This window comes from Variovorax sp. UC74_104 (assembly GCF_044055375.1).
Classification (GTDB): domain Bacteria; phylum Pseudomonadota; class Gammaproteobacteria; order Burkholderiales; family Burkholderiaceae_C; genus Variovorax.
In genome coordinates this window covers 294,152-315,330 of sequence record NZ_CP171979.1, presented here as the reverse complement: position 1 = coordinate 315,330, position 21,179 = coordinate 294,152, and the positions used below count along the sequence as shown (strand labels likewise).

General features: G+C 64.7%; 25 protein-coding genes and 2 pseudogenes. 11 read left to right on the top strand and 16 right to left on the bottom strand.

Features of this window, described 5'->3' with window-relative positions:
- Nucleotides 1–16 precede the first annotated feature (16 nt).
- Nucleotides 17–778: an aspartate/glutamate racemase family protein gene (locus ACHMXA_RS32125; protein WP_395322456.1), complete on the top strand. Its 762-nt coding sequence runs from the start codon at nucleotides 17–19 to the stop codon at nucleotides 776–778.
- Between the two features lie 58 nt (nucleotides 779–836).
- On the top strand, nucleotides 837–1,565 hold the full coding sequence (locus ACHMXA_RS32120; protein ID WP_395322454.1) for a GntR family transcriptional regulator: 729 nt from the start codon (nucleotides 837–839) through the stop codon (nucleotides 1,563–1,565).
- Between the two features lie 504 nt (nucleotides 1,566–2,069).
- Here the strand turns inward: ACHMXA_RS32120 and ACHMXA_RS32115 are convergent.
- Nucleotides 2,070–2,306 carry a toxin-antitoxin system YwqK family antitoxin gene (locus tag ACHMXA_RS32115; RefSeq protein ID WP_395322646.1) on the bottom strand — a complete coding sequence of 79 codons (237 nt, stop codon included), beginning with the start codon at nucleotides 2,304–2,306 and terminating at the stop codon, nucleotides 2,070–2,072.
- Nucleotides 2,307–2,638: 332 nt separating this feature from the next.
- Between ACHMXA_RS32115 and ACHMXA_RS32110 the strand changes: the two genes are divergently transcribed.
- Together ACHMXA_RS32110 and ACHMXA_RS32105 are read left to right on the top strand one after the other, a co-directional pair.
- Nucleotides 2,639–3,547: a sigma-70 family RNA polymerase sigma factor gene (locus ACHMXA_RS32110; protein WP_309938919.1), complete on the top strand. Its 909-nt coding sequence runs from the start codon at nucleotides 2,639–2,641 to the stop codon at nucleotides 3,545–3,547.
- Between the two features lie 149 nt (nucleotides 3,548–3,696).
- Complete coding sequence (locus ACHMXA_RS32105; RefSeq protein WP_145762087.1) at nucleotides 3,697–4,146, top strand: carboxymuconolactone decarboxylase family protein; 450 nt, start codon at nucleotides 3,697–3,699, stop codon at nucleotides 4,144–4,146.
- Here ACHMXA_RS32105 and tnpC read toward each other — a convergent pair.
- The 5 genes from tnpC to ACHMXA_RS32080 all read right to left on the bottom strand — a co-directional run bounded on the left by tnpC (nucleotide 4,112) and on the right by ACHMXA_RS32080 (nucleotide 7,611).
- Nucleotides 4,112–5,671: an IS66 family transposase gene (gene tnpC, locus ACHMXA_RS32100; protein WP_354415532.1), complete on the bottom strand. Its 1,560-nt coding sequence runs from the start codon at nucleotides 5,669–5,671 to the stop codon at nucleotides 4,112–4,114. The two genes, ACHMXA_RS32105 and tnpC, sit on opposite strands and share 35 nt — an antisense overlap.
- A 103-nt stretch (nucleotides 5,672–5,774) precedes the next feature.
- Nucleotides 5,775–6,107 carry an IS66 family insertion sequence element accessory protein TnpB gene (gene tnpB, locus ACHMXA_RS32095; RefSeq protein ID WP_354415519.1) on the bottom strand — a complete coding sequence of 111 codons (333 nt, stop codon included), beginning with the start codon at nucleotides 6,105–6,107 and terminating at the stop codon, nucleotides 5,775–5,777.
- Entirely contained in the window at nucleotides 6,104–6,451 is a 348-nt protein-coding gene (gene tnpA, locus ACHMXA_RS32090) for an IS66-like element accessory protein TnpA (protein ID WP_145762085.1), read from the bottom strand. The genes tnpB and tnpA overlap by 4 nt, the downstream gene beginning before the upstream one ends.
- A 412-nt stretch (nucleotides 6,452–6,863) precedes the next feature.
- Entirely contained in the window at nucleotides 6,864–7,280 is a 417-nt protein-coding gene (locus ACHMXA_RS32085) for a GFA family protein (RefSeq protein ID WP_395322451.1), read from the bottom strand.
- 10 nt (nucleotides 7,281–7,290) lie between these two features.
- Nucleotides 7,291–7,611, bottom strand: a complete 321-nt coding sequence (locus ACHMXA_RS32080) for a putative quinol monooxygenase (RefSeq protein ID WP_395322449.1) — start codon at nucleotides 7,609–7,611, stop codon at nucleotides 7,291–7,293.
- 102 nt (nucleotides 7,612–7,713) lie between these two features.
- On the opposite strand from ACHMXA_RS32080, the gene gcvA reads away from it, so the two are divergent.
- Together gcvA and ACHMXA_RS32070 are read left to right on the top strand one after the other, a co-directional pair.
- Nucleotides 7,714–8,643, top strand: a complete 930-nt coding sequence (gcvA, locus tag ACHMXA_RS32075; protein WP_395322447.1) for a transcriptional regulator GcvA — start codon at nucleotides 7,714–7,716, stop codon at nucleotides 8,641–8,643.
- Between the two features lie 81 nt (nucleotides 8,644–8,724).
- Nucleotides 8,725–8,877, top strand: a pseudogene (locus tag ACHMXA_RS32070) (DUF7011 domain-containing protein); the annotation flags it as partial.
- A gap of 176 nt (nucleotides 8,878–9,053) precedes the next feature.
- Here the strand turns inward: ACHMXA_RS32070 and ACHMXA_RS32065 are convergent.
- Nucleotides 9,054–10,484 carry a lactonase family protein gene (locus tag ACHMXA_RS32065; protein WP_395322445.1) on the bottom strand — a complete coding sequence of 477 codons (1,431 nt, stop codon included), beginning with the start codon at nucleotides 10,482–10,484 and terminating at the stop codon, nucleotides 9,054–9,056.
- A 275-nt stretch (nucleotides 10,485–10,759) separates the two neighbouring features.
- Nucleotides 10,760–11,653 carry an SDR family oxidoreductase gene (locus tag ACHMXA_RS32060; protein WP_395322443.1) on the bottom strand — a complete coding sequence of 298 codons (894 nt, stop codon included), beginning with the start codon at nucleotides 11,651–11,653 and terminating at the stop codon, nucleotides 10,760–10,762.
- 80 nt (nucleotides 11,654–11,733) lie between these two features.
- Between ACHMXA_RS32060 and ACHMXA_RS32055 the strand changes: the two genes are divergently transcribed.
- Both ACHMXA_RS32055 and ACHMXA_RS32050 read left to right on the top strand, forming a co-directional pair.
- On the top strand, nucleotides 11,734–12,303 hold the full coding sequence (locus ACHMXA_RS32055; RefSeq protein WP_395322441.1) for a TetR/AcrR family transcriptional regulator: 570 nt from the start codon (nucleotides 11,734–11,736) through the stop codon (nucleotides 12,301–12,303).
- Nucleotides 12,304–12,617: 314 nt separating this feature from the next.
- Nucleotides 12,618–12,899 (top strand): hypothetical protein, encoded by a 282-nt coding sequence (locus ACHMXA_RS32050; RefSeq protein ID WP_395322439.1) that lies wholly within the window; start codon nucleotides 12,618–12,620, stop codon nucleotides 12,897–12,899.
- A 438-nt stretch (nucleotides 12,900–13,337) separates the two neighbouring features.
- Here the strand turns inward: ACHMXA_RS32050 and ACHMXA_RS32045 are convergent, their stop codons facing one another.
- Nucleotides 13,338–14,120 carry an SDR family oxidoreductase gene (locus ACHMXA_RS32045; RefSeq protein WP_395322437.1) on the bottom strand — a complete coding sequence of 261 codons (783 nt, stop codon included), beginning with the start codon at nucleotides 14,118–14,120 and terminating at the stop codon, nucleotides 13,338–13,340.
- A complete protein-coding gene (locus tag ACHMXA_RS32040) occupies nucleotides 14,117–14,443 on the bottom strand; it encodes a nuclear transport factor 2 family protein (protein WP_395322435.1) in 327 nt (108 codons plus the stop codon). The genes ACHMXA_RS32045 and ACHMXA_RS32040 overlap by 4 nt, the downstream gene beginning before the upstream one ends.
- Before the next feature lie 101 nt (nucleotides 14,444–14,544).
- On the opposite strand from ACHMXA_RS32040, the gene ACHMXA_RS32035 reads away from it, so the two are divergent.
- Nucleotides 14,545–15,480 carry a LysR family transcriptional regulator gene (locus tag ACHMXA_RS32035; protein ID WP_395322433.1) on the top strand — a complete coding sequence of 312 codons (936 nt, stop codon included), beginning with the start codon at nucleotides 14,545–14,547 and terminating at the stop codon, nucleotides 15,478–15,480.
- Between the two features lie 204 nt (nucleotides 15,481–15,684).
- Here ACHMXA_RS32035 and ACHMXA_RS32030 read toward each other — a convergent pair whose 3' ends face one another.
- Nucleotides 15,685–15,960 carry a hypothetical protein gene (locus ACHMXA_RS32030; RefSeq protein ID WP_176668623.1) on the bottom strand — a complete coding sequence of 92 codons (276 nt, stop codon included), beginning with the start codon at nucleotides 15,958–15,960 and terminating at the stop codon, nucleotides 15,685–15,687.
- Between the two features lie 614 nt (nucleotides 15,961–16,574).
- Between ACHMXA_RS32030 and ACHMXA_RS32025 the strand changes: the two genes are divergently transcribed.
- Nucleotides 16,575–16,844 carry a hypothetical protein gene (locus tag ACHMXA_RS32025; protein ID WP_395322431.1) on the top strand — a complete coding sequence of 90 codons (270 nt, stop codon included), beginning with the start codon at nucleotides 16,575–16,577 and terminating at the stop codon, nucleotides 16,842–16,844.
- 409 nt (nucleotides 16,845–17,253) lie between these two features.
- Here ACHMXA_RS32025 and ACHMXA_RS32020 read toward each other — a convergent pair.
- The 4 genes and pseudogenes from ACHMXA_RS32020 to blaOXA form a co-directional block, all read right to left on the bottom strand.
- Nucleotides 17,254–17,436: pseudogene (locus tag ACHMXA_RS32020) on the bottom strand (hypothetical protein); the annotation flags it as partial.
- Nucleotides 17,375–17,683 carry a helix-turn-helix transcriptional regulator gene (locus ACHMXA_RS32015; protein WP_395322429.1) on the bottom strand — a complete coding sequence of 103 codons (309 nt, stop codon included), beginning with the start codon at nucleotides 17,681–17,683 and terminating at the stop codon, nucleotides 17,375–17,377. The pseudogene ACHMXA_RS32020 and the gene ACHMXA_RS32015, both read right to left, overlap by 62 nt.
- Before the next feature lie 46 nt (nucleotides 17,684–17,729).
- Nucleotides 17,730–18,716 carry a polysaccharide deacetylase family protein gene (locus ACHMXA_RS32010; protein ID WP_395322427.1) on the bottom strand — a complete coding sequence of 329 codons (987 nt, stop codon included), beginning with the start codon at nucleotides 18,714–18,716 and terminating at the stop codon, nucleotides 17,730–17,732.
- Complete coding sequence (blaOXA, locus tag ACHMXA_RS32005) at nucleotides 18,670–19,476, bottom strand: class D beta-lactamase (protein ID WP_395322425.1); 807 nt, start codon at nucleotides 19,474–19,476, stop codon at nucleotides 18,670–18,672. Before blaOXA ends, ACHMXA_RS32010 begins: the two co-directional genes overlap by 47 nt.
- 179 nt (nucleotides 19,477–19,655) lie before the next feature.
- Here blaOXA and ACHMXA_RS32000 point away from each other — a divergent pair, with 179 nt between their 5' ends.
- Nucleotides 19,656–19,787: a hypothetical protein gene (locus tag ACHMXA_RS32000; protein WP_395322423.1), complete on the top strand. Its 132-nt coding sequence runs from the start codon at nucleotides 19,656–19,658 to the stop codon at nucleotides 19,785–19,787.
- 177 nt (nucleotides 19,788–19,964) lie between these two features.
- Here ACHMXA_RS32000 and ACHMXA_RS31995 read toward each other — a convergent pair whose 3' ends face one another.
- A complete protein-coding gene (locus tag ACHMXA_RS31995) occupies nucleotides 19,965–21,005 on the bottom strand; it encodes an alpha/beta hydrolase (RefSeq protein WP_395322421.1) in 1,041 nt (346 codons plus the stop codon).
- Between the last annotated feature and the right edge of the window lie 174 nt (nucleotides 21,006–21,179).

Genomic DNA, 21,179 nt, shown 5'->3' with positions numbered 1-21,179 from the left:
ATCTGGAGCCACCGCCATGAATCTGCTGCTCATCAACCCCAACACCTCGCAAAGCGTCTCCGACCTGATCGCGGCCGAGGCCCGGCGCGCGGCCGCGAGCGACACGCACATCGAAGTGCTCACGGCGCCCTTCGGCGTGGCCTACATCGAGACCCGCTTCGAATCGCTGATCGGCGCCTACGCTGCCGCCACGCTCGCGGCCGAACACCACACGCGGCACGACGCCATCGTGGTCGCGGCTTTCGGCGACCCCGGCATCGACGGCCTGCGCGAGGCGCTCGACATTCCCGTGGTCGGCCTCACCGAAGCCGCGCTCATGAGCGCGTGCCTGCTGGGCAAGCGCTTCTCGATCGTCGCGATCTCGCGGCGCATCACGGCGTGGTACCGCGAGTGCGTGCAGGCCAACGGCCTGATCCACCGGCTGGCGAGCATCCGCAGCCTCGACGGTCCGCTCAAGGACATCGGGCATGTGCAGGACGACCACGGCCAGCGGCTGGAGGCCCTGTGCATGTCGGCCATCCAGGACGATGGTGCGGACGTGATCATCATTGCCGGCGCGCCGCTGGCGGGCCTGGCGCGCTCGATCAAGGACCGCATTCCGGTGCCAGTGGTCGATGGGGTGTCGAGCGCCGTTTGCCATGCGCAGACGCTCGTCTCGCTGGCGCCCGCGCCGGCGCGGCTGGGCAGTTTTGCACCTCCGCCGATCAAGCCGAACCACGGGCTGCCCGAGGCCTTGGCGCGGCTTTTGGCACGCGACAGCGCACGCGCTCCGGGCTGAGGTCCCGGGCGCTGTGACACCCTGCAGTCTGGAGGGGGCGCCGATAGAATCAGCGCCGATGCCCACCAAAGCCCCAGCCCGCGGCGCGAATGGCGCCATTGGCACGACAAGTGCCACCAATGCCCGTGAACACAGCGTCGACGAGATCGCCGAGAAGATCTCGGCCGCCATCCTGGAACATCGTCTCGCGCCCGGCACGAAGCTGGGGGAGGATCGGCTCGCCACGATCTTCGCGACCAGCCGTGCCAAGGTGCGCGAAGTGCTGGCCCGACTGGCGCACGAGCAGATCGTCGAACTGGTGCCGCAGCGCGGTGCCTTCGTTGCCAAGCCCACCATCGAGCAGGCGCAGGACGTGTTCGAGGCGCGCCGTCTCATCGAGCCCGGAGTGCTGCGCCGACTTATCCGCACGTTCGACGATGCCAAGAAGCAGCGCTTGCAACGCCACATCGAACTCGAGGCCGACGCACGGCGGCGTGACGACAAGCGTGCCATCGTGCGGCTGTCAGGCGAGTTCCACGTGCTGCTGGCCGAACTGGCGGGTAACTCGGCGCTGGCGCGTTCAATGCGCGAGTTGTCGGCGCTGACCTGCCTGATCATCTCGTTGTACGACGCGCCCACGGCCACCAGCTGCCGCGCCGACGAGCACGAGGAAATCGTCGCCGCGGTGAATCGCGGCGACGCCTCGCGCGCCGAGAAGCTGATGCTGCATCACCTCGATCACATCGAACAGAGTCTGAAGCTGGATGACAGTGCCGAGGAAGTCGACCTCGAAAGCGTGTTCAGCTGAAAGGCCTGTGCGCCGCACATTCAGGGCGCCGCGCCGTTTGACGGAGCGTCTGCTTTCTAGCGATTTCTGAGGCGGCGTTGGATGACCGGTCCTGGCCGCATTCTGCCTCCCCCCGGGTTCTGGTGTCGTTCTGCTAAACCAGTACGGCGACAAGCACGATGAGTGCCACCACAAACAACCCTAAGAACAAGTACCAGCCTGCCCGGAGGACGGAGCAATAGGCGATGAACGTCCGGTCATACGTCATGAGGTACGCCCGTCGGTCCAAGAACTCGAAAAAGCTTCTGCTTGCGGGTGTTCTGGCAAGCCATATCCAAGCTTCGGGCTGTCCCCAGCTGGCCCAGACTTCCGGAAACCTTCTGCGAAGAACGGCCGCCATAATGACCGTTCCAGCACACACAGTTGCCCCCAACGCGAAAACCGCGTAGACCAGAAGCTGCAGGGCGTTCTGCATCAGGCGTTGAGGGCAATTGGGAAGCGGAGATGAATGTCTGGAACTAGCCTTCAGTTGAAGTCCGTGCTCGGCTCTTCGATCCCAGCGAGATTCCAAAACCGCCAGACGCCGACCTCCTTGCCCGCGCGATAGCATCCCTCTGATGCAAGTTGGCCGTTCGGATGGAAGTCGCGCCAGAGCCCGTCCTCCTTGCCAGCCGCGTACTGGCCCTCGGAAATTACTGTGCCATTCTCATGGTACTCAACAAAGAGACCGTGCCGAATCCAGTGTGTCCGGTCTGGTGTCATCACCCGTGCATAGCGGAATCTGATAGCTCCTGACTCGTAGGGAATCTCAGCGTATCCGTCCGGCCAAGTCATCTGGAAACCGGGGCTGAAGGCAGAAGGGTCGTGTGCACCCAACTTAGTGGACGGGTGGACGTGATGACAGGACGGATAGCGACGGCGCTACAGCGCGGCCTTGAGTGGCGGCGTGAAAGGACTCTGGCGCGCTGTGGACAGGGTAGCGATGGCGTATGGCAGCGAAACCAACGTCGTGAACCAATGCCCGCAACCGGCTCGCGACGGGAGATGGTCACGCCGCGCCAGGGAGCCTGACCCTCGTACTAGACTTGTTCATCATGTCGTCCGCGTCTACCGAACTGTTCTCGAACGTGCGTCCCAGGCTGATGGCAATTGGCTACCGCATGCTTTCGTCCGTGCAGGAGGCGGAGGACTTGGTGCAAGACGCATGGTTGCGCTGGCATGAGGAGACGAAGTCGTCCCAAACCCATGTCTTGAATGCCGAAGCTTGGCTCGTCACAGTGACTACGCGGATGGCGATAGACCGGCTACGGGCGGCAAAACTACGAAGAGCCACATATGAGGGCGCTTGGTTCCCTGAGCCAATTTTGGAACAGGCGCCGACCACGCCTGAGCAGGCATGTGAAACAGCCGACGATGTGTCTATCGCCTTCCTGCTACTTCTGGACTGCCTGTCGCCGGAAGCGCGGGCCGCCTTTTTGCTGCGTGAGGTTTTCGACGCTGAGTACGAGCAGATAGCCGAGGCCATTGGACGAAGCGAGGCTTCCGCCCGCCAGATTGTCCATAGAGCCAAGCGACGGCTTGAGAACGCACGTGGATCGGCGGGCACCAAGGCCTTGCCAATGCCCGCACCGGCTCAGCTGGAACTGTTGCGACGTCTCGTTCATTCCATTTCGAGCGGCAACCTTGGAGACATAAAGATGCTCCTCGCAGAGGAAGCGGAGATGCTGGGCGATTTCGGCGACGTCAGGCCAAGCTTTACGGGGCCTTTGCTTGGGGCTCAACGCATCGCTCAGCTCTACTTCGCCATGCATCGTCGCCACGGTGACGCCATGCGACTTGAGCTGGCCAAACTCAATGGCGAATGGGCGCTCCTGCGCTACCTCGATGGTGCCCTTGACTCCGTACAAACTTTCGAGTTCACCGATGTTCAGGTCGCTCGGGTTCGCATCCAGCGGAATCCGGTGAAGTTGGCACGGTTGAAGGCAAAGGAACTCGTTTCCTGAGTTTTTGGCCAAACGGGCTGCCACCACGAACCTGATGCTCCGGGAGCGGCCCTTTTTTTGCTGTGGCTGTCACAACGCGATCAAGTCAAACGTCTTGGGATCAGGTTGCTCCTGCAGCCGCTCCCAATCTCTACTTGAAGAAAGCGTCTATGACCCGCGCAGTTTGGTTTCAAGCATCTCCCGAAGGCGCTAAGGCCATCGGTGGCCTGCATCACTTCGTCACCTCGGGCACGTCGTTGCCGAGCCAGCTTATCCATCTGGTGTTCCTGCGAGTCTCGCAGATCAATGGCTGTGCCCACTGCATCGACATTCACACCCGGGACCTGATGACTGGCGGAATGTCGGTTGAGAAAGTAGTTCTCGTCCCAGTGTGGCACGAAGCGGAGTACCTGTTTTCGGAGCAAGAGCGAGCGGCCCTTGCTTGGTCCGAGGAAGTCACCCGCGTCAGCGAAACGCACGCTTCCGATGAAGCCTACGAGGCGGCGTTGGCGGTGTTCGGCGAGAAGGACTTGGTCAACCTGACCCTTACCATCGCCGCGATGAACGCGATAAACCGCATGGGCATTAGCTTCCGCATGAAGCCGCGGGCGAAAGCTTAACGGTTGCGGAGAGCGCAGTTCTGTGGACTGAGTTCGAGGGTTCCCTCCAGCGATGCGGCATCAATTTCCCGATCTGGCTGGCCGGCTGCGTCGGCAGCCGCTCAAGCACGTCGCGAAGGTACGCATAGGGATCAATCCCGTTGAGCTTGGCCGATTGGATGAGGCTCATCACCGCCGCTGCCCGTTTGCCCGCGCGCAGGCTGCCGGCGAATAGCCAGTTCTGCCGACCGAGCGCGATGGGACGGATGCGATTCTCCACCCAGTTGTTGTCGATGGGCAGGTCGCCGTCATCGAGGTAGCGCGTCAGCGCCACCCAACGCTTGAGGCTGTAGTCGAGGGCCCGCGCGGTGGCTGAGCCGTCGGGCACGCGCTGGCGTTGCTGTCGCAGCCACTGGTGGAGGGCGTCGGCTAGTGGCCTTGCGACCTGCCGGGCTTCAAGCCGGGTCGCGCTGTCGGCGCTGGCGGTGGTTCGCTCGACCTCGTAGAGCTGGCCGAAGAACTTCAGCGCCTGCTCGCCGACCTGGCTGCCGTGATTGGCCCAGAGCTCGTGGAACTTGCGCCGCGCGTGCGCCATGCAGCCGACCTCGGTCACGCCCTGCTCGAAGCAAGCCTTGTAGCCGGCGAAGTCGTCACAGACGAGCTTGCCTTGCCAAGCTGGCTGGCTTGACGTGCCAGGCAGTCCGAGGAAGTCGCGGGCGTGCTGGCCACCACGGCTGTCGGCGAAGTCGAAGACGACGGCCTGCAACGCGCTGAACTGCGTGCTGCAGTAGCTCCACAGGTAGGCCCGATGTGTTTTGCCGTCGCGCTGACCGGTGGGCTTGAGCATCGCCACCGGCGTCTCGTCAGCATGCAGCACCGGCTGGCGCAGCAACTCCGCGATCAGCGCGTCGACGAGCGGCTGCAATTGCACACCGCACTCGCCGACCCATTGCGCCAACGTGGAACGCGCGATGGCGTGGCCGGCCCGCTCGAAGATAGCTTCCTGTCGGTACAACGGCAGGTGGTCGAGGTACTTGGCCACTAGCACCTGGGCAAGGAGGCCCGTCGTCGGCAGGCCCTTGTCGATGATGTGCGGCGCGACCGGCGCCTGCACGATGCGCTCACAGCACTTGCACACCCACTTGCCTCGGATGTGGCGCTCGACGGTGAAGACGCCAGGCCGGTAGTCCAGCTTCTCGGCCACGTCCTCGCCGATGCGCTGCATGGTCTGCCCGCAGCCGCAGGTGGTGTCCCGCGGCTCATGGTGCACGTCGCGGCGCGGCAGGTGCGCCGGCAGCTTCTCGCGTCGGGGCTGTTGCCGCTCGCCAGCGGCGCGGGCTGGCTGCAGTGCCTCAATCTCGGCGGCAACAGCCGCCAGGTCGCTGTCCAGCGTCTCGTCCAGTAAGCTCTTCTGCTCGGCGCTGAAGCGCTCGCTCTGGGCCGCGAACTTCAATCGCTTGAGGATGGCGTTCTCGTGCGTGAGCTTGTCGATGACGGCCTGCTTGAACGCGGCCTCGGCGCGAGCGGCCCTCAGGGCGTCGCGCAATTGCTGGGCATCGAGCGTGTCAAGGTCATCGGCAATCACGAGACGTGATACTGCCCGGCGCAGACCGAGCTGCCCATCGGCAGTTGCCGCAATGGACTCAGAGCTACAGCAGCGTGATGATGCCGGCCTCGCCGACGTGCTGCCAGGGCAGGCCCAGCACCAGCGCGTCGAATTGGGCGCGGTTCAGGCTCACCGTGGCGGTCACGTCCCGTGGCCACACAAAGCGGCCGGCGTTCAAGCGACGAGCCGCCAGCCACACGCCGATGCCGTCATGCACAAGCACCTTCATCCGGTTGGCCCGGCGATTGGCGAAGAGGTAGGCATGGTGGGGCCGGGCAGCACCGAAGACAGCGACAACGCGGCGCAGGGCGGCCTCGGTGCCGGCTCGCATGTCCAGCGGCTCGACCGACAGCCACACGGCGTCGACGCGGATCACCGCAACAACTCGCGAGTCCAGGCGGCAAGCTCTGCCGCCACGCTGACCGGCCAGGTAACCGTGATCGAGACTGGCCCGCGCCGGAGTTCGACTCGGACATCAGGCGCCACCGCAGCAGGCTCCGTCGGCGCAGGGAGCGGGAGCGAGATGAACTCGCTTGTCTTGGCGAGTCCGGTAGGGGCCTGGCCATGAGACAACTGCCTCCAGCGGTGAACGACGTTGGCATTGATGCCGTGGGCCATCGCCACCTTGGCCACCGACGCGCCAGGCTCGCTGCATTCGGCCAGCACCTGCGCCTTCTCCAACTCGCTGTATCGCCGCCGTGTCTTCTTGTCGCTTGTCATGCGTCCACCTACGTTACGTGGACAGCATCCTTGTCGCAGGCGACTGCCGGTTCAAGATGACTTTGCCGGACGGATACATCTCAGCGATATTGAGGTGAGCTTCGATGGGCATGCTGTTGGCTTCACAGGCAAATTGGCGGGCGGTCGGGAGCGCCCGGTTGGGGCTGACTTTCGCCTGTCGACTACTAGGCGTTTCAGGCCCGCCGCTGTCATTCCCGGCGTTGGATCCGACGCTCTGAAGCAGACGCTCCCTCAGTTCGGCACCCCCTGCTGGCGGAGTTCCGGGCATTCGGCTGCGCATCGCTCGTCCCGCTCGGATTTGGCGCTGAGGTAATAACGACCCCTTTGGGCTCTGACTCCGCTATTTTGCTCACGACAAGCCAGTCAGTGAGAGTAGGCGTACCCCAGATCTCTACCAACCCACCGCCTCGTCGTCACCCCCAAAAGCAGCCGGCACGTCCTTGAAGTGCGGTAGATCATCCTTCACCGGCATCACCGCATGCTGGCAGCGGATGTGGAAGGTCGGGTTGAAGAGGTCGGCCGGCAGCAGGAAGCCGCTCACACCGCGCATATTCATGCCTGGGGATTCGCCGAACAGCAGCGTGCCGCAGTGGGCGCAACGGGTCCGCGGCATGGTCCGATACGTCCAGGTCGTGGTGTCGCCGCCGGCGAGCTTGACGCTGGCGGCCGGGAAAAGCGCCAGCGGTGAATACCCGCCACCTGTCACGGCGCGGCAATCGCCGCAGTGGCAGTAGAACTGCGCGATCGGCGCCTCGCTCAAGTGCAGTTGCACCTGGCCACAGCGGCATTGCAGGATGGTTGGTTGCATGGCGGTCTCCTCAGGCGGCAAACGTCTCGTGCCAGAACGCGAAATCGGCCTTGCCATCAAGGAAGGTCTCGGCCGTTTTCATGAAGGCCCGCATGTGCGGCTGCTGCATGTGCGGACCGCTGAATACCTCCTCGCTTTCCCATTGCTCGACGATCAGCCAGCGGTATGGGGCATCCGTCGCCTCGAGCACGCGGATGCCCTTGCAGGCGGGCTCGAGCGCCATGACCTGCCGAATGACGGCTTTCAGCTCCTGCCGGGCGACCTCCAGCTTGTCGGGTCGGATGGCACAGGTGATCACCACAGTGACGGGATGAGTGCCGGTGTTGCGCATGTTCTGTCCTTGATTTGTACTCACGAATGAAGGACATTCTGTGCGGGGCTGACCCTGGTGACAAACCATATTTTGGCAACGACCTGTGAGAAATATTCAACCATGCCCGACCTGACCGCTTCGCCCGGCAAGCTGCCGCCGCTCACCGCCTTGCCATGTTTTGAGGCCGCGGCCCGGCTGCGGAGCTTCACCAAGGCGGCCGAGGAACTGCACCTCACGCCAGGCGCCATCAGCCGCGCGGTGAAGCACCTGGAAGAGCAAATCGGCGTGCAGCTCTTCGAACGGGCCACGCGCTCCGTGCGCCTCACCGAGACGGGCGAGCCCTACGCCAAGGCCGTGCGCGACATGCTGGGTCAACTCGCTGCCGCCACCGCGGCGGCCGCGGCGCGCCAGTCCTGCAGCACCCTCAATGTCAGCACCTCGGACGGCTTCGCGGGCCGCTGGCTGGTGCCGCGCCTGTACAGGTTCCACCGGGCCAACGATGACGTCGACGTGCGCGTGTCCACCACGGGCCGCCTGGCGAATTTTCATGGCGACGGCATCGACGTTGCCATCCGTTATGGCCAAGGCAACTATCCGGGCCTGACCACCGAGTGGCTCGCCGACGAAGAGGTCTTCCCCGTCTGCAGCCCCGGTTTGCTCAAAGGCCCGCGGGCGCTGCGCAACCCCGCCGATCTGCGCCACCACACGCTCATCCGCGACGGCTACCCGATCGCCTGGGCCGACTGGCTCTCAGCCGCCGGCATCGAAGGCGTCAACCCTCGCGCTGGCCTGACGTTCGACTCCTATACCTTTGCGGTGCAGGCCGCCGTGCAGGGCGAAGGCGTTGCCCTGGGCCGCACCATGCTTGTTGCCGACGACCTTGCTGCAGGCCGTCTGGTGAGGCCGTTCAAGCAGACGCTGAAGGCCTATTCCAGCTTCTACCTGGTGTATCCACCGGAGGCGATCCATCAGCGGAAGGTGAAGGCGTTCAGGGATTGGCTGCTGGTGGAGATGAGGGATAGCGATAGCGGCTCCGCCGAAGATCTCTAGCTCCGCGTCCCTGCGTTTTAGACGACAGGCAAGCGCATCAGGCAGGGGATGTCCCCGCAGCAATCAGCGCCTCCATGCTGGCCGTCAGTTCGGCCACGGGACGCGCATCCGGCCTGGCTGCCCGGCCATGCGGGCGTGGTGCAGCTCTACCCCGATGCCGATCCACCGCAAGGTGCCATCGCCTTCGCGTTCTGGAACATCGTCGGCCACAAGCAATTGATTCACGACGCAAGAGGCTGACGCTGATCCGTCCGCCGCCTTGCTACGGCAGTGGGGCGGATGGATCCACCGCTTGACCGCTCGATTGCGGCACAAAGCGGGTGTTCGCCGGCGGCGAATACGGCGAGAAGCTGCGCCGGTCGGCCTACTGGGCCGCGTTCGTGCTCTACGGGGCCTGATCCGGGCTGGCGCTACTTTGTGAGCGCGAAGAACTGCGGCCCATTGGCTCCGGCCGGGTGCGCGGTTTGCAGAGCGAGCGCGCCGGTGGTCCGGTCGATCGTGAAGTTCGAGATCGTGTTGTCGCCTTGGTTCGCCGTGTAGGCGAACCGGCCTGTGCGATCCACGGTCACGGAGTTGGGCGTGTTCGCTCCGACGGAGAACGGCTGGCCCGGCACCGCTGTCAGCGCGCCGGTTCGTGGGTTGATGGCGTAGGCCGAGATGTTGTTGGAGTTCCTGTTCGCAACGTACACGAAGCGTCCGGTCGGCTCGATGGCCATGCCAAAGGGCGTGTCGCCGGAGGGCACCGAGCCGATCGAAGTCAACGCGCCCGTGGTCTGGTCGATGGAATAAGCGAGCAGGGTGCCGGGATTGTTGCCGGTGCTCACGTAGGCGAAACGGCCGCTGGGCTCGACCGCGACGTCGACGAAGCCGCCGACCGGCAGCGCGACCGACACGGGCGGCGAGATCGGAACGCCGGTGCCCTGATCCAGGCGAAACACCTCGACGGACGCGCCGTTGGGCACGAGCGCGAATCGCCCGTCGGGATCGAAACCCAGCTTGCGGCTATTGCCGCCGACCACGGCCACGGCCGTGCTGCCGTCGAGGTCGCCGGTGGTGGCGTCGATATTGAGCCGATGGATCTGCCCATCGCCGATCACGTAGGCGAAACGTCCTTTGGGTTCGACGCCGACAAAAACCGGGCTCGTGCCCACGCCGGTGGTGATATTGAGGTTCTGCGACAGCGTACCGGCGGGATCAATGGTGTATTGGGTGACGCCTTTGGTCCCGACGTAGACGCTGGTGTAAAGCTTTTTCCCCGAGGGATGCGCGGTCACGTGCTGGGGCGTGCCCGCCAAGGGGTACGCGGTGGCTGCCGACAAACTGCCATCCGAAGAAACGGTGTATGCAGTCAGATTGTCCGATCGCTCGTTGGCCGCAAAGCCGAAGCGATCGGCTCCCGCCTCCGAGCAACTGACCGTCACCGAGCTCACCGCCGCTCCCGCCACCGTCCCGAAGGCCTGTTTCGCAACGCAGACCTGCAGCGCCGTGGGCTGCGTCTTCACGGTCACGCCGTAGTTGGCACCGTCGTCCAGCGAAGTGGCGAAGCTGAAGCTGCCGTTGGCTCCCACGGCCAGGTCGTCACCTGCGTTGTTCTGCAGCACCAGCCCGCTGCCCGCGAGGCCGGTGACAGTGCCGCCGACGGTGAACTTCGACGCGCCTGCGGGTGGCGCAGGGGGCGGAGGAGGTGGCGGCGATGGTGCGTCGCCTCCGCCGCCGTTGGCCGGAGGAAGGGGCACGAAGGAAAAGCCGCCGCCTCCGCCCCCGCCGCACGATGCAAGCATCAAGGGCACGACGATGGCCAGGGCGAGGCTCAGTCGCGTGCGAGGGGGCAGTGGCGGCATTTTCTACTTAAGGAAACAAATGTCGCGGGAATGTTATCGGGACGCGCTTCCATTTGCACGTTCCGTGACTGGGAGCGTGGTGCGAGGATTTTCGGGCGCGGTGCCTCCCACAGGAGATCCTTTCGCCTTCGGGCGTGCCAGTGGCTTGTTGAAGGCAGGTGTCGATGGGCGGTGAACGGGCTGGCGCGTCGCCGGGTGGTCGATGGGCCCTCGAGGCTCTTCTCATGCGGCCAACTGCAAGTGAAGTCCCTGATCCTTCGAGCGGCCTGGGCCCTTCAGGTGCCCGGGTAGTGGCCCGCCGCGATGTCTTCGAGCAAGGTCGGGTGCTGCGGCTTCCAGCCCAGCCGTTCTCGCGTCTGGGTACTCGACGCCGGCGCGTCGGCACCGAAGAACGCGCCGATCCAGCCGAAATGCGAGGCCGCACGGTCTGAAGGGACCGATGTCACCGGGACCGCCAGCGACCGGCCCAGCGCGGTGGCAATGGTGTGCGCGGTGATGGCTTCCTCGGCGACCGCGTGCAGCACGCAGCCCGGCGCAGCCTTGTCGATGGCGAGGCGCACCAGCTTCGCGGCGTCGAGCCGGTGGACCGCGGACCAGCGGTTCCGGCCCTCGCCGAGGCAGGCCGAGACGCCCTGGGTGCGCGCGATCCTGGCCAGGGTTGCCACGAAGCCGTGGTCGCCGCCGGCGCCATGGACGGTCGGTGCGAAACGCACCACCAGGGATCGGATGCCGCGATCGGCCAGGCCCAGCGTGTAGGCCGCATTGCCGACCCGGGGATGCACCGCCGGGTCCGGCATGTCCGCCTCGGTGCCGATGCGCCCCGGCGCCAGGCCCAGCGTGCCCGAGGCGATCAGCAGCGGGCCGCCGCTGCCCTGCAGCACCTCGGCGAAGGTGTCGATGGCCGCGCGATCGGTTCGCGCTGCCTCGGCCATTTGGGAGAAATCGTGCTTGTAGCCCAGGTGCACGACGCCTTCGGCGCGGGCGGTGGCGTTGCGCAGGCTGTCCAGGTCGTCGAGCGAGCCTTGCATCACTTCGGCCCCCAGGGCCTTGATCCTGGCCGCGGCCTCGTCGCTGCGTGCCAGGCCGATCACATGGTGGCCGGCCGCGATGAGTTCGGTGACGCTGGCCGAGCCGATCCAGCCGGAAGCGCCGGTCACGAGGATTCGCATGGATGGTCCTTTGATGTCATTGAGTGACATCATTGTAGGCCTATGATGTCACTTTGTGTCAACACCACGGGGATGCGACGATGGGGCGTTGGGAGCCGGACGGCGAAGGCCGCCTTCGAATGGCGGCCATGGAACTGTTTGCGGAGGTCGGCTACGAACAGACGACCGTCGCCGCCATCGCCGAGCGCGCGGGGCTCACCTCGCGCACGTTCTTCCGCCATTTCGCCGACAAGCGGGAGGTGCTCTTCAGCGGCTCGGACGTGCTGCAGGCGTCGATGGTGGCGGCGCTTCGCAGCGCGCCAGTGGATGCCAGCGCCATGGATGCGATGGCGTTCGCGTTGCAGGCGCCCGCCGATTTCTTCGGCGAGGATCGCCGCGACTTCGCTCGCATGCGCGCTTCGGTGATCGCCGCCAATGGCGAACTGCACGAGCGCGAACTCATCAAGCTGGCGAGGCTCTCCGCGGCGCTGGCCGAGGCGCTGCGCGCCAGAGGGATCGGCGAGCCCGACGCGAGCCTGGTGGCCGAGGCGGGCATTGCGGTCTTTCGCGTGGCGTTCGCGCAGTGGGTCGGGCCGTCCGAGCGGCGCACGTACGGCGACGTCGTCGGTGCGTTGCTGGCGCGGCTGAAGACACTGGCGGCCCTTCATTGAGACTGGCAAGTCGGTCCACCGGGGCGGACGTCCCCGGTCGTGGCGCTGCGCTGAGGTGGCTTGCCAGTGCGGCATCGGCGCTGTGCGGGGTCGGGCCTGTGACCAACGGACGGCAGCGTCGGCGCGCATCGCAGGCCGGCGCGACATCGAGGCCAGCGATCCCTGACGGCGCGTTCATCGCGGGGCCGCGAGACATCGGGCGCCGAGAGGACCGTGTAGGACGGCGCTGTCCGGCACTGGCTCCCGCCCGCTCATTGCGATGCCTCGGGGGGCACGCTACTGTGGGTTCAGGCCGTCAGCACGCGAGACCCCTTATGCCCACCCTGCGCCACATCGCCATCACGGTCGTCGAGGACACGCAAGGTGCCTACCGGTGGCGCCTGATCGAACTCGACGAGGCCGGTTGGCGCGTCCTGCGTGAGCAGCCCCGGCCCGTGCGCAGCTACAAGGCCGCCATGGCGGCGGGACTGCTGCAACTGCAGGGCATGATCGACGACCTCGACGTGGGGCCCGTCGAAGAGGAGGCGGAGGCCACCCCGGGGGCAAAGAAAGGGCCGAGCTTCGGGTTCGGCTTCGGCCTTCCGGCGCTCGACTGACCGAGCGTCATCGCGCACGCATCGAAGTCCGTCGCATCGGCCGGATGCCCCGCCTCGACGCGGCCGCATCGAGAACCCAGGGGCAGACAGACGGTCCCGATCCTTGTGGATCAGCTCGGGCGCAGCGATGGTGGGGCCGGCGCATTGATGCTGCGTTGAGGGCGTTGCGCCGCTTCGTCGAGTCCGCGACGGCGCTTTTTTCTCCCTGTCTCACTCCCTGTCTCACTCACTCTCTTTTGGCTTCTTCGTCGCCCTGATCGCGTCGGTGGTGAGCCGCGGCCACGGCGCTGCGCCGTCTGGGGCTTCATGCGCTGCTTCAGTCAGTGTCACGGTGGCGTGTACCAGGTTCGGCTGCGAGACCGGGATTGGATGACGTCCCCGGAGACTGCAGCATGCCGCGGAGGCTGACACATCGACTGGACGATCAGGCCCAGGGTTTCAGACGGTGGGAACTGTCCCGCCATCGATCACGTGTTCTGAGCCCGACACCGATGCCGCGCGTGGAGACACAAGGAAGGTGATCAGGTCTGCGACCTCCTGCGGCTTGGCTGGGCGGCCAACCGGAATTCCGCCGAGCCAGTCCATGACAATCTTCTTGCCGCCCTCGTAGTCCGTGCCTGCGTGGGCAGCCATTCGCTCGGCGAACGCGACCGAAGCCTCGGTCTCGATCCAGCCTGGCGAGACGCGCAAAACGCGAACACCCTTGGGCGTGACCTCCTTCGACAAGGATTTGCTGTAGGTCGAAAGGGCCCCCTTTGCCGCGGCGTAGGCGGTGGTCGATTCCGGCAGCGGAAGCACTCGCTGAATCGAGGTCACGTGCAGGATGACGCCGGTGCCCCTGGCCAACATGGCGGGCAGCAGTGCACGGTCGAGACGAACGGCGGACATGAAATTCAGGTTCAGCTCGCTGAACCACACGGCGTCGTCAAGGGCCGCGAAGCCACCTGTTGGCGCGCTTGAGCCTCCCAGGGAGTTGATCAGGATGTCGACGCCGCCCCAGCGCTCCGTGACCGCGCGCGCGAGCCTTGTCACACCTTCCGCGGTAGCCAAGTCGGTCTGGACATATGTCACGCCTTCCAGCGGCTTCTCGGGCGCGGAGCGCGCAGTGGTCATGACCTGCACGCCGACATTCTGGAGACTCTTGACGAGCGCAGCGCCCAGCCCCTTCGTGCCGCCCGTGACCAGGGCACGCTGCCCTTGCAGTTGGAGGTCGAAGCTCATGCCGTGATCTCTAGCGATGCGATCAGGCCGCCTTCGAGTCGAAAGCGGTAAGACAGATCGATCGGGCTGCCGGGAAAGTTGCCCGCAACTTTGGCGCGGACGACCTGGAAGCCGTCCCCGCGCTCCAGCGCGAACGGCGCGCTCGTGGCGCTGTACTTGGCAGATGCCTCGGCCATGAAGGCCCTGATGGCATCGACGCCCATGTAGGTGCGGCCGTCGTCCTTCATGACGGCCTGCGCCGTGAAGCAACGCGCCAGGGCCTCAGGGTTGTGTTCGGCCGCGAAGTACGCGGCAATTGGCTCGGGAAGGGTCAGGTTGCCCATGGTGATGGCTCCATGTGTTGGTGATGACCCGAGGATGCATGCGCGGGTTAATTTAGGGAATATCCTAGAATCTGAATAGGCTGTGTAGAAAGGAATACATAATGCGCGGGGCAGAATTCGCCGAGCTGAAGGCCTTCGCCGCAGTGGTCGAACGAAAGAGCTTTGCCCGGGCAGCAGAACATCTGGGCCTGTCGCCCTCTGCGCTGAGCCAGACCATTCGACAGCTTGAAGGCCGCATCGGCGCACGCCTTCTCAATCGCACGACACGAAGCGTCGCGCCATCGGCCAGTGGCGAGTTGCTCTATATGCGCATCGCCCCGTTGTTTCGAGAGATGGCTGCTGCGGTCGCTCAAGCCAGTGAAGCCGCAGGACAGAACACGGGCACGCTTCGTATCAACACGCTGGGGATTGCAGCGAGAACCATCATCGCCCCCAGGCTTTCACGCTTTCATCAGGCATACCCCGACGTGGTGCTCGACATCGTGGTCGATGACGCGCTGGCCGATATCGTCGCCGGTCGATTCGACGCGGGCATCCGCGTGGGCGGACGCCTCGAGAAGGACATGGTCGCCGTCCGCCTGACGCCAGACCTCGACATGGTTGCCGTGGCGTCTCCCGACTACCTTGCTGGTCGAGGCATACCCAAGACCCCGGCCGATCTGCATGGCCACGCGTGCATCAACTGGCGGCTTCAGATGGACGGCAGGCACTATCGCTGGGAGTTCGAGAAAAAGGGGCAACGACTCGAAGCGGCGGTGGACGGCCCCGTCGTCACGAATCACGCTGACATCGGCATTGCCGCCGCACTGGGCGGGCTCGGCATTGCCTATCACTTCGAGCGAGATAGCGTCGGTGACCTCCTGGCCCAGGGCAGGTTGGTTCAAGTCCTGGCGGACTGGTCCATTTCACGCCCAGGGCTGTTTCTCTACTATCCGAACAGGCAGCATCGACCGGCCCTCCTCGGTGCATTTATCGACTGTCTGTTGGACAAGGACTTGGGAGAAAGACCTCGCAGGCGGAACGCCAGGGTTGCTTGACCATCGGCGCCGCGCACGTCTCCAGTCAAGCCGCGCACAAGGCCTGTGAATCACACTCGGCGATCTCGCTGGAGGTCGGTGGTGGACACCAGGGGACGGGGCCCTTGCCCCTCGGTGGAAACGAGCCGGCGGGGCAGGGTGGGCCTCAAGGAGGTTCGCGTCGTTGACCCGCCTGGCGTCTACAACGGCCCGTCTCGCCGAGCCCTATCCGGGACGCGCCACCAGCCTGACGTCTTGCGCAGGATCCTGATGAAGAATCAGCGCCCAGGTCAGTTCGAAGCCCATCAACGCCTTGTCCGGGACCGGGCTTGCTTCGAGGTGGGCCTGAGAAAACTGCCGCTGTTGCGCCAGTTCCTGGGCCAGCAGGTTGGGATGGGGGTGCGTCTTGATGAGTGCCCTTAACGCGGCAGTCAGCGCCATCTCCGTTCCGAGAGAGTTTGCAGCTGAAGCTGCTCCCGTAGCCTCTTGCGGTGTGGTCATCTTGTCCTTCCCTTGCGGGTTCCGTGTTGAGGTGTGATGACTCTACTCCAAGAGCGGGCTGAGGCGGCGCGGCATCCGAGAAGGTCGTGAGCAGACGACACCTTCAGGGCGCGCGACGGCAAGCGCTTTCCTCCTGCCTCCTGCGTGCTCATCGGTCGGCCGCTGGCAGCTTCCGCCTACCGCGCCATCGGGGTGGCGAAGGAGGCTGGCCTGTGATGGGTTGACGGGCCCGAGGCTCCGACGCCCACACCGGGCCGACGAGCACACCCGGCGTAGGAACAGGGGCAGCGCCCGCGCCCGTGAAAAAGCCCGCGCAGGGCGGGCTTTGGGAAGGTGGTCGTGAACTCTTACGCGGTCCACGCTACGGCAAATTCTTTTGCATGAAGTCATTGTTGTTTTTCTCGTCGTAGTGACTTCGACGCGCTGGCATGAGATTCAGCTTGCCTGGCCAGGCATTGCCCAGCAGGACTGGGCATGGCCTGATTGTATCAGGTGGCACTTGAGGGGAGGTGCTGCCTGCCCTGATGAAAACCGTCCTCGGGCCGCCTCCTGTTGGCTGGCGAGCGGGTTGCGCGTATCGTGATGCGGGGTAGTACCGAGCAATAGGGTGCCTTATGAGGGGCGAAACATTTACTCATGACAGCAGGTCGGGGCAATGGATCTACACCATCTACATCATCGAGGCCGGCGACGACGCGTTCAGTGCCGTGGCGGATGTGGAACTGCATCGGCAACAGCGCTGCAAATTGGTGGTCAGCCTGCCCCGGACCGCCCGTGCTGCAGGCCTCGAGGCACTGAAGCGCAAGTGCATTGAATGGATCGAGCAGGCCGAAGCGCGGGGCATCGGCCTGCCAGCGTCGGCTTCACCGCAAGACGCCGCATGAGAAGCGCGCGGCGTCGGCAGACATTTGCCGCCAGACGCGCTGGGCCTGTCTGCAATCACGCGCGCTTCGGGTCGCAGGGCAAATCGCTCGCGACCCTCCCTCATGAACGCGCATCGCCTTCCGGGCGAGGATGCGAAAACGGCTTCTGCCGCTCAGGCTTTTGGGCCGGCAGATTGTGCTGGGTCGGTCCGCGGCGTGCCCGGCCTTGTGGGGCTTTTGTGGGACCTCGTGCGGCCCTTGCAGGCCGCCTCTATCGGAGGCGACGGATGTTGTCGTCGATCCGGCCTTGAGTCGTGCGCCTCGTGTCCCGGGTGACCTGACCGGGATGCGTGTTCCTGGCCATTGCCGAGAATTCGGCCGGCACGTCGCACATGCCGTCGATGATGCTGCCGTGCTTCACGGCCCGCGAGCTCCGCGCTTCATCACTGTATTCGAGCGCGATCAGCGGGCTTCCGGTGTGGGCGGTGGAGGAAACGAGCGTGCCCCACCGCCGATGTTTGCCCCAGCCGTCATGGAAGACGCCGAGCTTCCTAGGCCTCCCCGGTTTTCCTCCTGAGGCGTTGTCGCGTGGCGCTGCTTTCGTAGCGAACAATGTCTTCCAGGCTGTAGAGCTTCGGCTCGAACAATTCTTCCAGTTCCTGCGTGCGTCCGAGCAGCATGGCCAGGCGAATCGCGTTTTCGAACGTCACGTTCCGGCCAGCCTTCAGGCCGGATACCGTATTGACCCCGATGCCGGCGCGCGCGGCCACGTCGGCCTGCGTCATCTGCCGAGTCAATCGCTCGTTGCGAAGACGTTCGCAGAGCTGCTTGACCAACTCCTCGGGAGTATGGATTCCCAAGAGCGGCTAACAAAACCATGTCATCGTCAAACACCTTGCCGGTGCACTACTGCGGCATGCGCGCCGGCACCAGTCCCAGCGCGCGTAGTTTGGGCTCTTCATAGACCGAGTCCTCGGCTGGATAGCGCAGACCTGGAATCCGCGCCGCCTTGGCGCTGGCCCAGACGACGCTTTCGCCCGCCGGCAGGGTGTCGATCTGCACGGTGTAGATCGGGTCATCGAAGGCTGTCCTGGCGGCTGTGAAAGACCATCGTCGCACCCGGAATGCCGCGATCGATTCCTCGAGAGCGGCGGCGTTGATCCTGCTTGTGTGCAGCAGCATCACGTGGGCAGGGCTGCGGCCGAGGACCTGCCGCGCCAAGCCATCGTAGTAGGCCGCGCGGTCCAGCAGATGCTCGATGTACGCGGCCTTCACGCGATCGGCCTTGTCGGCATTTCCTTCGTCCAGCCAGGCCGCATAGACCTGGTTGTAGTACCAATCGCTCGCGTCGATGGAAACCGGCGCCGCCCTGTAGCCTGCGGCCTGCATCCACAGACGCATGCCGTCCCGCTTGGCAAGCGTGTTGCCCTCCTTGAGATACGGAAAGCGCAGCATCTTCGTCCAGCCCGGCATCCGGCTCAGCACGGTATCGGCTTCCTTGACATCGCCGATGAAGTCCGCAAGCGGCACTTGAGGCGACCCCAGGCTGCGGTGCCGGGACGTGTGGTTGCCTACCGCGTGGCCTGCGTGCGCCCAATCCCGGATGAGGTCCAGTCCTTGGGCCCGGCCGGTGCGCACGAGTGTTGGAAACACCATGGACGTGATGCCCGCATCGCGGAGCGTCTCCAGGATCTGCCGGTTCCACGACGCGGCCGCGGGCTCTTTCGAAGGGTCGAGGCCATCGTCGAACGTCAGCGCCAAGGTCTGGGCCGGAACGCAGGACGAACCGAGAAGGACGAGAAGCGCGGCAAGTGCGCGACGCAATGCGGTCATGGCGATGCCCGCCTCAATCGTCAACGGTTGGCAGAAGCCGAAGCAGCTCGTCGCGCGCACGCAGGCCCGCGTTGGGCTTGAGGGCTTGCTCATCCTGGATCAGGCGTGCAAACGCCAGCCTTCGCGCGCCCTTGGTAGCCCAGCCGACGTACCAGCCATAAGCGCGGCTCGCGTCATAGCGGTTGTCGCTGCCTGGCGACCCGGTGCCCGTCTTGCCATGCACGGCCCAGCCGTCGATCGGGGCGCCGTAGTTCGAGATGAGTGCGGTCATGTCGAAGGCATGCGCACTCACCGGCAACTGGCGGCGCACGATCTTGCGCACGAACGCAAGCTGTTCCTCGGGGGAGATGCGCAGCGAACTCATCACCCAGACGCCGCTCTGCCCGGGGTCATCGACCGGCACGGCAGAGACATCTGCATTGCCATACTGAAAAGCCTTCACATATTGCGCGAAGCGCTCCTGCCCCATTCGCTTCACAACCTGCTGTGAGTACCAGAAGACGGAGTCCCTGATCCACGTTGTCGGCGTGATGTCCCGCCGCCAGGCATCGCCGCCCCAATCCGGATATCCCGCCTGATACGGCAAGGCAGGCTGTGCAGCGTCCTTCAGCACGCCTGCGTCATATCCCATGAGGCTGATGGCGAGCTTGAAAGTCGAGGCAGGTGTCACGCGCTCGGAACAGGCGGGGCCGCGCTGCAGAACGAGCTTGCCGGAATCGGCATCTGCGATCAGTGTGCACAACTCATGCGCGGTCGCGAAGGGCGCTGAAAAAAGGAAGGCCACTGCTGCCGCAGCGACCTGGAGGACGCGATTGCACATGTTGTTTGTTTCCGAAAAAAGGAGAGGAGCACGGTGCCGAGCGTGCTTCTTGAGCATCCTGTGGCACCCGCGAATTGAAGATGCCGGCCTGGTGTTCGCGCGTGGTGTCCGACCTTCAAGTCTAGAGCGGTTAACAAAACGATGTCGGCGCCAAACCCCTGATCGCCGGATGACGCTGCGTGGGTCGAAACAAGAACAAAGAGATCAGCGCCGCGCTGTTCAAGAAGATCGCGCCGCTGTTGCCGGTAGTCGTCTCCTCGGCCAACGCCCGCGATCACGCGATGACGCTGCCTCATCGCACGTCCCGATAGTGGGCGCGGCGAGCACTGCCAGCGGAAAAAATGACGGCGTGCGCTACGGCACCGGTCGGAGGTGAGGCGAAGGAAGCCGCCCCACTGCAGCAACTCATACCGTCTTTTCGCGGCTCTTGATGCGAGGCCCAATGCCGTCGTTCGGTGACGGGCATGGCGCCATAAAGCCCAGGCCCATCACGGCGCGTTGAAGTATTTCGTCAAGCCGTCTTCATCGCCTTTCATGCCGTAGACGTCGCGGTCGATCTCCCCTGGTTCCAGATCCGGCCTGGCGCTGAAGATGCGTTTGAACACCTTCTTCATCGCCTTGGGCATCTTGTCGGCGACGAAATAGCCGTGGCCTCCGACGTCCTTCGCTGCGTTGGTGCAGCTGACATAGCGCATGTAGGGCACTCGCAGCAGATCGGTGGTGGGGTCTGTGCCGAGCTTTGGCCCCGAGCCGTTGTCGGCGATGCTCGCTGCGGCCAGGACCGAGTCGCCATGATTGAAGGTGACGAAGAGCTGGCCCTTGGGGCGCATCTTGACCAGCCAGTTGCGATGTCCACTCGAGCGCACACACGGCGCGAGCAGCAGGATGTTCTGGGCCGTGGAGGCCGACTCGCTTGCGCCCGGAAGGTCCAGTGTGTATTCGAGGTACTGCGCGCCCAGGCTGTGGGCCGCCAGCGTGAAGGGCTGCGCATTGGCATAGAGCCTGGCGGTTGCGAGCAACCGGAGAAACCGTGCCAACGCATCACCGGAGTGCTTGCCGTTCAGCGTCGCCTGGTGATAGCGGTTGATCTTCGAGCGGATCACCCCTTCACCCCGGTTGCTCGACGTCACTTGCGCGAGCTCGTTTTCGTCGCCATCGACTTCGGTCGGCATCACGCCGGTCACCACCGAGCCGTCGGCCGAGTACCCCTCGGACGGCCATGAAAATCCGATGACCTCGACACCATAGAGCTTCTGCAAGGCATCGCACCGCTTGAAGCACTTGGCGGGCGTGTTGTTGTTGCCGTGAATGTATGCAAGAACAGGTTTCGCGCCGTTGAACAGAGGCACCAACGAAGCCAGGGCCTGGTCGTCGCTGATGTCGGGGACCGCCCCGGAGACGGCCCATGCATTTCCAGAGGGGCCGGCCACCGTGGCCATGCCGAGTTGCGGCGACCCCTGTGGGAAGCCCGTCCCGAACGCGGTCTCACTCGCGCTGTTGCGCATCACCCGATTCGTGAATATCAGCATGACCTCTCCTCTGATGGTTGAAGGCGAAGTCTGGTGTCAATCCGCAGGCAATGGATACCACGAACGCGGATTGACAAATCCGCCCGCATGGGCCTGGACTTCTTTCCAGATGGACGGGACCGGGTGATCGGCGGCGCTATTCGGTAGCGATCTGCTGCTCACGACGGGGCCGGT

Bases quoted from the DNA above. Each gene is read 5' to 3' on its own strand.
- ACHMXA_RS32125 (WP_395322456.1), top strand. From the start codon at position 17: ATGAATCTGCTGCTCATCAACCCCAACACCTCGCAAAGCGTCTCCGAC.
- tnpA (WP_145762085.1), bottom strand. From the start codon at position 6,451: ATGACAAGCGACAAGAAGACACGGCGGCGATACAGCGAGTTGGAGAAG.
- ACHMXA_RS32085 (WP_395322451.1), bottom strand. From the start codon at position 7,280: ATGCAACCAACCATCCTGCAATGCCGCTGTGGCCAGGTGCAACTGCAC.
- ACHMXA_RS32060 (WP_395322443.1), bottom strand. From the start codon at position 11,653: ATGCGAATCCTCGTGACCGGCGCTTCCGGCTGGATCGGCTCGGCCAGC.
- ACHMXA_RS32055 (WP_395322441.1), top strand. From the start codon at position 11,734: ATGGGGCGTTGGGAGCCGGACGGCGAAGGCCGCCTTCGAATGGCGGCC.
- blaOXA (WP_395322425.1), bottom strand. From the start codon at position 19,476: ATGTGCAATCGCGTCCTCCAGGTCGCTGCGGCAGCAGTGGCCTTCCTT.
- ACHMXA_RS31995 (WP_395322421.1), bottom strand. From the start codon at position 21,005: ATGCTGATATTCACGAATCGGGTGATGCGCAACAGCGCGAGTGAGACC.
- gcvA (WP_395322447.1), top strand. From the start codon at position 7,714: ATGCCCGACCTGACCGCTTCGCCCGGCAAGCTGCCGCCGCTCACCGCC.
- ACHMXA_RS32115 (WP_395322646.1), bottom strand. From the start codon at position 2,306: ATGACACCAGACCGGACACACTGGATTCGGCACGGTCTCTTTGTTGAG.
- ACHMXA_RS32030 (WP_176668623.1), bottom strand. From the start codon at position 15,960: ATGACCACACCGCAAGAGGCTACGGGAGCAGCTTCAGCTGCAAACTCT.
- ACHMXA_RS32120 (WP_395322454.1), top strand. From the start codon at position 837: ATGCCCACCAAAGCCCCAGCCCGCGGCGCGAATGGCGCCATTGGCACG.
- ACHMXA_RS32045 (WP_395322437.1), bottom strand. From the start codon at position 14,120: ATGAGCTTCGACCTCCAACTGCAAGGGCAGCGTGCCCTGGTCACGGGC.
- ACHMXA_RS32065 (WP_395322445.1), bottom strand. From the start codon at position 10,484: ATGCCGCCACTGCCCCCTCGCACGCGACTGAGCCTCGCCCTGGCCATC.
- ACHMXA_RS32050 (WP_395322439.1), top strand. From the start codon at position 12,618: ATGCCCACCCTGCGCCACATCGCCATCACGGTCGTCGAGGACACGCAA.
- ACHMXA_RS32080 (WP_395322449.1), bottom strand. From the start codon at position 7,611: ATGCGCAACACCGGCACTCATCCCGTCACTGTGGTGATCACCTGTGCC.
- ACHMXA_RS32110 (WP_309938919.1), top strand. From the start codon at position 2,639: ATGTCGTCCGCGTCTACCGAACTGTTCTCGAACGTGCGTCCCAGGCTG.
- ACHMXA_RS32040 (WP_395322435.1), bottom strand. From the start codon at position 14,443: ATGGGCAACCTGACCCTTCCCGAGCCAATTGCCGCGTACTTCGCGGCC.
- ACHMXA_RS32035 (WP_395322433.1), top strand. From the start codon at position 14,545: ATGCGCGGGGCAGAATTCGCCGAGCTGAAGGCCTTCGCCGCAGTGGTC.
- ACHMXA_RS32025 (WP_395322431.1), top strand. From the start codon at position 16,575: ATGAGGGGCGAAACATTTACTCATGACAGCAGGTCGGGGCAATGGATC.
- ACHMXA_RS32105 (WP_145762087.1), top strand. From the start codon at position 3,697: ATGACCCGCGCAGTTTGGTTTCAAGCATCTCCCGAAGGCGCTAAGGCC.